The organism is Phytoactinopolyspora endophytica, from assembly GCF_004138495.1.
GTDB classification, from domain to species: Bacteria; Actinomycetota; Actinomycetes; order Jiangellales; family Jiangellaceae; genus Phytoactinopolyspora; species Phytoactinopolyspora endophytica.
Window position 1 is genome coordinate 434004 of the sequence record NZ_ML142852.1, and the last position, 10211, is coordinate 444214.

The window sequence follows — 10211 nt, forward strand, 5'->3', positions numbered from 1 at the left end:
CACGCCTGACGTGCGGTGTAGTCCGGCGGCGTGGAGCCGGGATCGTCCGCGTCCACCTGGTTCAGCCCGTACTCGCCACCGGCGACCGACGTCGCGGTCGCAACGAGATCAGGGTAAGTCGAGGATGACCCCGATTGTGCTCGAAGGCGCCGCTCTGGAGACTTCCCTTAGAGTCCCGGTCAGTCAGTTTCGGCCTAGCCATCCCCGGCAATCCAGGAATGGCTCTGCTGCACGGATAGGTGACCTTCGATCTCGCTTGCCTCGTAGCGGGCCTGGAAGGATGTCGTTGTGACCAAGCCCTACCCCCAAGAGTTCGTGATGACGTCGTGCGCGTGGCGCGGAATCGTGAGCCCGGTGTGACGATCGAGCAGATCGCGACCGAATTCGGTGTCCAGTTTCCGCGACAGTGGGGCCCGCCACCGCGGGATGATCGATCGCCGCGGCGAGCTGCCGCGCGAGCCGGATGGCCTCTTCGGCGAGGTCGACGTCGCCGGAATAGCACTCGTTGAAGACCAGGCAGAGAACGCGCCACACGGTGATGACGTAGCCGGGCTGGTCGAACCGCACGCCGGAGCCGGCGCGCTTGACCCGGCTGATGCGCTGGGCCATGGTCCCCAACTACAACATAAACCTCATGAACAAACCTTCTCACTAAGGTCCAAACACCTGCTCGTGAAGTGGTGACATCAGCACTGACTCGCCGCTAATACGTGACTGTTCAGCCGCAATCGCCACCAGCACAGCATCGATACCCTCTTTGAGACCGGCCCGGGCGCAACTTTCCCCGACGCCACCGACAGTTCTCCAGAAGGCGTCTTGGATGGCCTGATCACCTCCATGATGCCCACTCGAATCAGCGACAATCGCTATTTCTGACCGCGTCCAACGATTACCCGACTCATCTGGGCGGTCCAGCACAATGCAGGACTCCTGAATATCCCCACTCAACGCACCATCACTTCCGTAAATCCGAATACGTCGAGTAGGCCGAGGCTGACCCATTACCGCGGTCAGCGTGCACAGAGTTCCCTGCGCGTACTCGATCATCACCGACTGATGGTCCGGAAACGTTGCGCCTACCTCATATGGAGATTGATCCTCCGCTTCAAAAAACGTCGCCGCCAATCCCGTGTCCCCGTAATCCATACCGTTTCGGAGAACGTCCGCGGCCAAGAACCTGGGATGCTGTTCATTATGCGGCCTAGGAACGAAATGTGATCGCGTCCCCATCGAAAACACTCGAACTGGCTGCGCACCGACCAACCAATTTAGAACGTCAATATCGTGGCAGCACTTCTCTACGATAAATCCGCCCGATATCCGATCATTGCGGCGCCAACCCGAATGCAGTACTGACGTCACGTACGTCCCTACGTTCTCGTCAGCCTCGATACTAAGTATCTCGCCAAGAAAGCCCGAATCAATAATTTCCTTAATTTTGGCATAAAATGGCGTATACCGGAGCACAAAGCCAACAAATACTTGCCGACCGGCCAATCTCTCGTGTTCCCGCCATAGCTGCACACATTGCTCAACGCTTACGGCAACCGGCTTTTCCAGCAGCATCGGGATGCCCTTCGACATGGCTCGCACTGCGTCTTCGGCATGAAAAGCGTTCGGAGAAGCGATCACCACAGCATCGAGCAACTCGTCTCGGAACATCGACGCGCCATCATCGTACTGCCGTAAACCCGACAACCCGCCGACCAGCCGTTCAAACCTACTTCTGTTGCGCTCATTTGGATCCGCAATAGCCGCAACGTGAATCCCGCTGTAGTCGCCAAGGTTTCGAACATACGACGCGGCGCGCTTACTTGTCCCGATCACCCCAACCCGAGCGGCGCGCCCACATGACCTCTCGTCTAACATTTCTCTTCGCCTCCCCCGCGAGAAGATGCCGTTGCTCGACTAAACGGAACGTTCTTCGCCATAGAAACATGTTGTCGGTCTGCTGCATATGTGGAGAACCAGTGTGCGCGGTCGTCTTGCCGGATCGACCAGTCACGGACCGTCAACCCGCGCCATGTTAAGCCAGGATGGACACGAATCAACGGCTCAACTTGTCGTTGATCATTGTTTGCGATTCGTTGACACGGGTTAAAGATGTAGATTATCTATCTAGCCACACTCCCCTGGTAGTGAAAACTGTCGTGTGATGCCAAAGCTTTAGATTGTTCACGCGCGGGTTAATGAGCAGGTAATACCCACCCCATAGAACAGGGATGCTGACATAAGCCTCGTCTTTCGCAACTGCGGACTCCACCGCGAGTCTGTGTTGAGCCTCTGGATCTTCCTCTCGTATCGCCCTCTCGGCAAGATCACTCACGTGCTCTACCTCCGGGTGCCTACGCCCCTTGAGGATTTGCGCAAGTTCAATATCAGTAGCGCCTTGGCTCCGAGCGATGTCCAACTCTTCCGCCACCTCCACTGGCGCCAGATTCACGCCATAGGTTCTCGCGCTCGAACCTACGCTACTATGTGCGGCACCTAGTAGTGTAGGTGGCTGGACAGAATTGTTGAACACAAAGAATCCCACGTAGTCCTCAGGATGAAGGAGCACCTTGAGCTTCTCGAGATAGACTCCCCTTTCGAGAACATCAAGTCGCGCATCAATTCCCAGATCTTCTCGCCACATCTCGGCGATAGCTTCTACCCAAGGAATATTCTGGTGGTGCACCAGGTTGATCACGGGCATTCCGTCACCGTCGGCGTACCCAGCATCAGACAACAATTCTCGGGCGGCATCTACATCGTGCTCAACCCCGGGAATTTCCTCGGACGATTCCACACCTTCGGGAATGAGCGAGTTCCCCGGAATTGCGGGTTTCGAGATTTCTCCAAGCGCCTCTCGGTCAATAGCCAATGAAAGTGCCTGCCGAACACGGACATCGTGCAACGCTGGATGGCGACTATTGAATACGGTCAAGTTGCGGAACTGATTTGTTGGTGACGAAGCTATTTCGTCGGCCACATCAGAGGTAGTTACCGCTTCCAAATCATCTTCAATACGACCAGTGATGTCGATTTCATTCTGTTGATAAGATAGCAGATCAAACGTAGTGCCGCCGTCGTTAAAGGAAACTTCCCATCGGGAAATATAGTAGTTTTCAGAGTCCCAGTATTGGTCGTTGGAAAGTAGGACCGCACCTTGATTAACCCGAAATTCATCAAGTATGTACGGGCCATTACCCACCCATATCTGGGGATTCAGCCATTCTTCACCATTCTCCTCCACAGTGGCGGGATGCAATGGCAGTGCCCAAAACTGCGAGAGATAGATTAAGAGATCACTATTAGGCGCATCCAAACGTAGTTCGAACGTCAAGTCATCGAGCGCCTTGGCACCGACGTCAGCGAAGTTGCCGTTTTCCCCGCTCATGTAGTCAGCTGCACCAGCCACATTGACACGTCCTGGGTTGAAGGAAGGATTGCCTTCCCCCGCGACGCCAGGAGTAAGGATGCGTTTCCAGTTCCACTCGAAATCGCTGGCCGTCACGGCTTGTCCGTTCGACCACTTCGCATTCTCTCGGACATGGAATGTGTAGATCAAACCATCGTTCGAGATATCCCAGGACTCTGCCGCGCCCGGCAACACCTTAGAGGGGTCATCTGCGTTAACGACTACAAGCCCTTCCCACAATCCAACCATGAGAATCTGCCCGAACGATGCGTTGCCGGCCACGGCGGGGTCAAGATGCGTGACTGGCATCATAGTCTGACGCAGCGTTCCTCCCCGCTTCGGCTCATTGCTCTCGGCACTTCCGCTTTCAGGCGTGCTACCTCCACTGCCATTTGAGAAGCCGCAAGCCGAGCCTGCCGACGCTGCGGCAGCAAGCGTCGCAGCGAGAAACGTGCGTCTACGCATGGATGTTTGACCGCCAATAGGTGATGTACTTGGCCTACCACTCACGTGCCACTCCTTAGCTAGTTATAACGAAGGTACAAGACAAGTAGTCGTGCCTCGACTCCCTCATTTGCAAAGCGGGAGGTTGTAATCGTGATGCGAAGCATGCGTTTGTGGCATACAGCAGGACGTGTTAATCATTGTTCCCGTTATAGATACAGGCGATGTTGATGCCGTTATCCGCGGTGACTAGCGGTGGCGAATGAGAGAACTCTTCGTCCCACTCTGTTGATTCGGCGACATCGAGTCGACTTGCGTCCAAATCGATTATTGCGTCGCACCCAGACGCCTAGAACGAAAGTTTGCGATACGCCACTACAGATAAGTAGTGGTAGTGTCCCCCTTCCTCACCATCACCCACTGCCCACACCTGGCGCGAGCGGCAACGGGTAGAGTCGCACCTGCACTGCTGGCGCAAGAACTCCTGGTCAACTTCGCGACCGACCCGCTTTGCTTCGCATTCTTCACCTTCGCTGTGCACTGGGGATTGAGGTCGGACATCATACTTATATACGCAGTATAAATGGCTGGCCTCCGTCGACTATCGGCTTTCGTGATAGATGTACGGGCACATCGTCGGTACATCCAGCAGTGGACCGGCGTTCGCACCACCGCGGCGATCATCGCAACCGCGGAGAAGATCGTATGGCGGGCAACGACACGGGACACCCTCCTACATGGTCCCGCATTGAGGCAAGCCGAAACCTCGCCGTCACGAGTAGCTCGCTGTACAGGCGTAGGTTTCATCGGCACACCTCCTAGTCACCGGAAATCGTGACTCGACCGTCCGGTGTGCGGGCCACCTTACACGACGCAAGCGATTGCCGCAATCGCTGCAACGTGCTGCTTTGACGTGCGAATCTTGATCTTCTTTGGCTACGCCCCGCGTCCAGTGGCCGGTTGCGCCACCCCGTCATCTCCCCAGAGACCTTGTCGGTGATCCGCGAAACCTTGCCCTTCGAGACATTCGCGCCGTAGACCTCGTCGAAATGCGCGGCAACCTCACCGGTGGTCAGACCGTTCGCCGATAGTGACAACACGATCTCATCGAAACCGGTCAGCCGGTGCTACCGATTGCGCACGGTTCGAACGACGAGTCGACATCTCGGGGCACCTCGATCTCAACCGGGCCGACCTGGCTTCAACACCGTGTTGACTCTCATGCCATTGCGCGTTGGCACCGGTGAAAACGGAGGACCATGTCGACGTCGTCGACGCAGTGCCGGCCAGCACACCGATCGTGCTCGGAAGGGAAATTCCACGGCCGAAAGCTTTGACCATGCCCCCTTCCGACGCTCGCCAACTCGACCAGGCTCTTGCCCGGCTGCTTATGACGGACTCATCCTCCTCGCGTCGTTTTGATGAGTCGGCAACGTGGCGACATGCATTCATTGCTGCAACGTCTTGTATGGATTGCCGATCGTCGCGTGGTTACTGCTTGGCCACACACTCCAAAAATATACTTCTTATATGACCGGGGCCCTCAATGGACGTGACGTGGTTCGATGGAACGGTCCTGCCTCGACTGCAGTGCCTCGGCGCCTCAGGCATAACAGCGATGGGGCCCGCCCGGCCGGCCCCCTGGGGGGAGTTGCGTCGTTGCAAGCGTTTGGATTATGGTGCAAGCGATTGCGGGGACGTGCACCTGTTGTCACTCTGACTGGCGTGGATCGGTGTGCTGCGTTGGAGTCCGTCGCCCACTAGCGGGGCAGCGGGCCCACTTCGGGTAGCACGACCTCTAGCGTTGCGTGCGGCCCACTACATCTGCCAAGTACTAGGGAGAAGTTTGTTGTTGACCGAGGTGAATGAACCGATCCGAGTGGGCCTTATCGGTTTGGGCCGGAGTGGCTGGAAGATCCACGCCGACGGCCTGGCCAAGCTTGACGAATTCCAGATTGTCGCCGCCGCCGACCCGGACGCCGCACGTTGCATCGAAGCCAAGAACCGCTTCGGTTGCACTACCTACTCCGACCCCAAGAGCCTGCTCAGCGATCCGCAGGTCGAACTCGTGATCGTTGCCACGCCATCACACACCCATGTTCCGCTTGGTGTTGCTGCCCTGCACGCTGACAAACATGTCGTTATCGAGAAACCCCTCGCTCAGTCCGTGGCCGAGGTCGACAAGCTCTTGGCTGCGGCGAACAAGACCGGCCGTATCCTTACGTGTTTTCAGAATAATCGATTTGAACCGATCTACACGTCTATCCGCGACATCATCGACTCTGGCAGACTCGGCGAATTGGTCCTCATCCGCCGCGCAATTCACCGCTACACCCGGCGCTCGGATTGGCAAACTCTGCGCAAATACGGAGGTGGAGAATTGCCCAACACTGCTTCGCATTTCCTAGATCAGCTCCTGCTCCTCCTTGACGACACCCCCATCGACCTACTCGCTGACCTCCGCCACACCGTCTCTGCCGGTGACGCCGAGGACCACGTCAAGCTCGTCCTCAAACCTAAGACCGGCCCCTTGATCGACCTCGAATCCAGTTCCGTCATCGCCGCCGGCCAGCCCGGCTGGCTCATCGCCGGCACCACCGGCACGCTCACTACCATCGAGACTACGATCCACGTTAAGTGGTATGACCCGAGTACAGTTGAGAAGATCGCCGTAACCGAAGGGGCTGCCCCGGGGCGGACCTACGTCGGCGGTAAGAAGATCAGCTGGAACGAAGAGACCATCACAACAGAGCCTGGCGGCACCAAGCGCACCTTGGACTTCTATCAACACCTAGCCCGCACCGTGCGCCACGGTGCCGATCTTTACGTCACCCCCGAGACCGTCCGCCGCCAAATCGGTATCATCGAACGCGCTCGCCGACAGACCGGTCTTCTCTAACCAGGTAATCCGCGCGGCGAGGTGTCGACACCTTGTCGGACCGGGTCCTTTGCCGCATGGCTCCCCTTCGAGCCCCGGCGGGCAGCGAAGTAAGCCACCGACGAGGTGCCAGGGTTAGGGCTGGTCCATCTTCATGCTCGCGGCGGACTCGCACACACCTGGCAGTTAAACCGCCCCCTTCAAGGTGCCGCTCGGCCCGTGACCCATCATCGGCATTTGCCGTGAGCATGTGGTGCCTCCAAGCTCCCTCAGCCGCCTCCCGATGACTCCAGCCAAAGAGCGAATGGGGAAGGGCCGTGCCCAATTTTAATATGCTCACCGTGGCGTCGCACAAAAATGGGGCCAACCCCGCCAGGGAAGCCGCGGCGAAACAACGAGCTCTTCTGATGGGTGCGCAGCGTTGAGGACGCGGTAAGATCTGGCGCGTGGTGCAGCGCTTGAGACAGCGTCGGATCTCGCGGCGGGTCTTGCCTTGGGCGGTTCGTCGCTCAACGTAGGTGCGGGTCTCGGTTTCATTGCGCATCCTGGCCAGGACGACGGTGTTCAGGGCGCAGTTCAACCGGGGATCGCCGCCGCGGTTGAGTCTGTGGTCGCTCGGTGTTGCCCGAAGATGCTGGGATCGGGCATGTGCCGGCGATCTGGGCCATATCGGCCTCGCTGCGGCCCCGGCCGGGGATAGGGCCACACGCACAAAAGTGATCGCACCGACGCCCGCCAGGGCGAGTAGCCCTGGTGCCCGGGCATCTACGATGGTGGTGACCTCATCTCGGTTGTCTTGAGCTCCGTGTCGAGCTGGACCACGCGAGTAGCGAGCCGGATGGCCTCGGCTCGTGCGGTCGCGATGCCAGTCGGCTCGGCACGTCGGCGCCACCGGGCGATCTCCTTGATCTGGGCCGCGCTCAGGGCACGGTTGTCCGCGTACGACAACGGCGGGCACCGATACCAGGGCGTGGGATCTCACCAGTGCGGTGAGCGCGTTGATCGCTCGCACCGTTCGGCGTTGAGCTGCTCACGGGCTTGTGGTCAGGACCTGTAACGCAACCTGGTCCTGACTGCTCTGCCCAGCCCCGCGGCGGTCTCGTAGCCGCGTCACCGGCATGCTCAACGTGCCGCGAGCTGCCGTGACCGCGTCCATCACATCGGTCTTACCACGTCCCCGTTCACGACGCGGCGTCGGCGCCTCGACCCGGTAGCCGACCTTCGCGAGTTCCTCGGCCAGGGGCGCGCCGTAAGAGCCGGTGCCTTCAGCGCTGACCAGCACACCGCTCACCTCGCCGTCGGTGCGACGAGCGATCCAGTCGCACGCTCGAGCGAGCCCGGCTGGCTTCGTGGGGAAGGTCTGCTCATCGACCAGGGCGCCGGTCCGCGCCACGACGATGGCGTAGCTGTGGGACGCGGCGTGGGTGTCGACGCCAACCACGAACCCGTACACATCACCGACGCTCACCGAGGTGATCGTGGCGTTCTTCTTTGTCACACCGGGCACTGCGATGTCTCCTGACTTCAACCGGATGGGACGTCGTTGCCGACGTCGGCCCGGGAACGAAGTCACTACGAGGCGCGCCTGTAACGGGTCACAGCCAGAGTCGTTTCAGCGACTCGGGTCGGACGTGCTTCTGATCAAGCCATCGTGGTGGACCAGGATCGACGACGGCTCCCGGACCTGACGGACAGATCCTGGGCAAGACACCCCTCATCAGGGGGGTCAGGCGATTCACGAGTCACACCAGATCCGATAGACCGCCGCCAACCCTGCCCGCCAGCCCAGGCCAGCCATCACAAACATTTACAGGCAGTTCAATCTGAACCGACCGCTGACACCACGGTTATGACCAGGTACGACGACAATCGCTTGTTGCCCTGCACCAACATCATTGTGCGGCCTTCCCGAATGACCAGCTAGCAAGTACCACAAGCGCTTGCACTCATTGTGTTGGTGCGTTAAGCTCTGTCCACCCGGCCGGTCGACGGGTGTGGCCGTGAAACTCGGCGGACCTAATCACCCACGTTTTGAAGACGACACAGCGAAAGTCTGGCGAGCCCAGCGCAGAAAGGCTCGAGTCCGATCAAGTGAATCGCCAACATGAGATCTGGGAGTTGAAGATGGATCGCTTCAAGCACAGTGGAACACCGGCAGACACAACAATCCTTTCCCGCCGTCGTGCTCTCCAGCTGGGTGGTGCCGCATTGGCCCTGGGGGGCGCAAGCGCTATATCAGGGACTCAAGGCGCGCTTGCGCTCGGTGCATCCTCTCCGTCTCCAAGCGCGGATCTAGTATATGCATCGAGCTTCGGCTACGATCCTGACGATGCCACTGACGCGCTGCAGGCAGCCTTGGACTCGTCAGCGCATACCGTCGTGATCGACGACGTTGGCAGTGAGTGGCTTACAAGGCCACTTTTTCTGAACCGAGATAATATCTGCATCGTTGTCGAGCCAGGCGTCACTGTACGCGCGAAACCCGGGGGGTTTCCTGGCACTAGTGACAAGCTACTTAATATCACGGGACGCCAGAATGTGACGCTCCTCGGGTATGCCGCGACGTTCGCGATGAACAAACAAGAGTATATTGATCTGAACGACGGAAGCCAATGGCGGCCGGCGATCTATATTGGCAGCTGTTCCAATATTCGTATCGAGGGCCTAAAAATTACCGGCGCCGGTGGGGACGGAATTTACCTAGGGCGAGTTAGAGGTGCCAACCAAGCACAACATCCTCCCCACTCAACTAACGTTACTATCAGGAACGTCACCTGCGATGACAACTACCGCAACGGCCTCAGTGTGGTATCCGTAGACGGACTGCTTGTCGAGGGATCGGCGTTTATAAACTCCCGCGGACAGAACCCGCAGGCCGGGATAGACTTTGAGCCAAATCTGAGCGACGAGCAGATCTCTCGCGCAGTAGTGCGAGACACAGTCATGGACCGTAACGTTAACGCCAATCTCTATATAGTGTTGCGGCACCCATCGGAATACGCTGCGCCAATAGATTTACTCGTCGATCGTGTCTATATCGGACGACAGCACGAGACATCGACCTACGCGGTAAGCTTGATGATCCAGACTCCATCCGGTGTCGATCCGGGCGGTCGTATCGAACTACGTGATTCGCTTATCGAGTCGAACCCTGCCTCCTGCAGTACCCTAATCGGGGGAAAGCAAGCTTCCGGTGTAGACCTTGTATTTACACGCACGGTGGCTATAAACATGGGTAATGAGTCTAGTCATTACCCACCGATCTATTTAACTGGCCTATCAGGCGTGTCAGAGTTTGGTGGCATCAGCTGGGATGACTGCTCAATGTTCGTCGACCAGCCTGTTGCGTTTCTTCGCGCAAACGCGCCTGAAGGGTCTCCCGTTATTCGCGACCTAGCGGGAAATATTACAGTCGTGAATCCACACGGCGTGTGGACGGATCTCGGTGATAACACAGAAGACATCACCCTGGCCGTGCGCGCGCTGGAG

5 protein-coding genes and 2 pseudogenes are annotated in these 10211 nt (G+C 58.3%); 2 read left to right on the forward strand and 5 right to left on the reverse strand.

Going from position 1 to position 10211, the window contains the following annotated elements; translation table 11 throughout:
- Window positions 1-357 precede the first annotated feature (357 nt).
- The 4 genes and pseudogenes from ELR45_RS42640 to ELR45_RS40725 all read right to left on the reverse strand — a co-directional run.
- Window positions 358-612 (reverse strand): annotated as a pseudogene (locus tag ELR45_RS42640) (RNA polymerase subunit sigma-24); the annotation flags it as partial.
- A gap of 39 nt (window positions 613-651) precedes the next feature.
- A complete protein-coding gene (locus ELR45_RS10390) occupies window positions 652-1869 on the reverse strand; it encodes a Gfo/Idh/MocA family oxidoreductase (RefSeq protein WP_129665664.1) in 1218 nt (405 codons plus the stop codon).
- A 241-nt stretch (window positions 1870-2110) separates the two neighbouring features.
- The gene (locus tag ELR45_RS10395; RefSeq protein WP_129665666.1) at window positions 2111-3910 is read right to left on the reverse strand and encodes a peptide ABC transporter substrate-binding protein; all 1800 of its coding nucleotides are present in this window, start codon (window positions 3908-3910) and stop codon (window positions 2111-2113) included.
- An 881-nt stretch (window positions 3911-4791) separates the two neighbouring features.
- A pseudogene (locus ELR45_RS40725) lies at window positions 4792-5079 on the reverse strand (transposase); the annotation flags it as partial.
- Between the two features lie 614 nt (window positions 5080-5693).
- On the opposite strand from ELR45_RS40725, the gene ELR45_RS10405 reads away from it, so the two are divergent.
- Complete coding sequence (locus ELR45_RS10405) at window positions 5694-6743, forward strand: Gfo/Idh/MocA family protein (RefSeq protein WP_165367655.1); 1050 nt, start codon at window positions 5694-5696, stop codon at window positions 6741-6743.
- A 1009-nt stretch (window positions 6744-7752) separates the two neighbouring features.
- On the opposite strand, the gene ELR45_RS37405 is transcribed toward ELR45_RS10405, so the two are convergent.
- Window positions 7753-8229 carry an IS110 family transposase gene (locus ELR45_RS37405; RefSeq protein WP_240759453.1) on the reverse strand — a complete coding sequence of 159 codons (477 nt, stop codon included), beginning with the start codon at window positions 8227-8229 and terminating at the stop codon, window positions 7753-7755.
- Window positions 8230-8846: 617 nt separating this feature from the next.
- Here ELR45_RS37405 and ELR45_RS10415 point away from each other — a divergent pair.
- Window positions 8847-10211: right-handed parallel beta-helix repeat-containing protein (locus ELR45_RS10415; protein ID WP_165367656.1), on the forward strand; the 1365-nt coding region annotated here is incomplete at its 3' end.

What these genes read in the sequence shown, in the direction of transcription:
- ELR45_RS10390 (WP_129665664.1), bottom strand. Translation starts at nt 1,869, where the DNA reads ATGTTAGACGAGAGGTCATGTGGGCGCGCCGCTCGGGTTGGGGTGATC.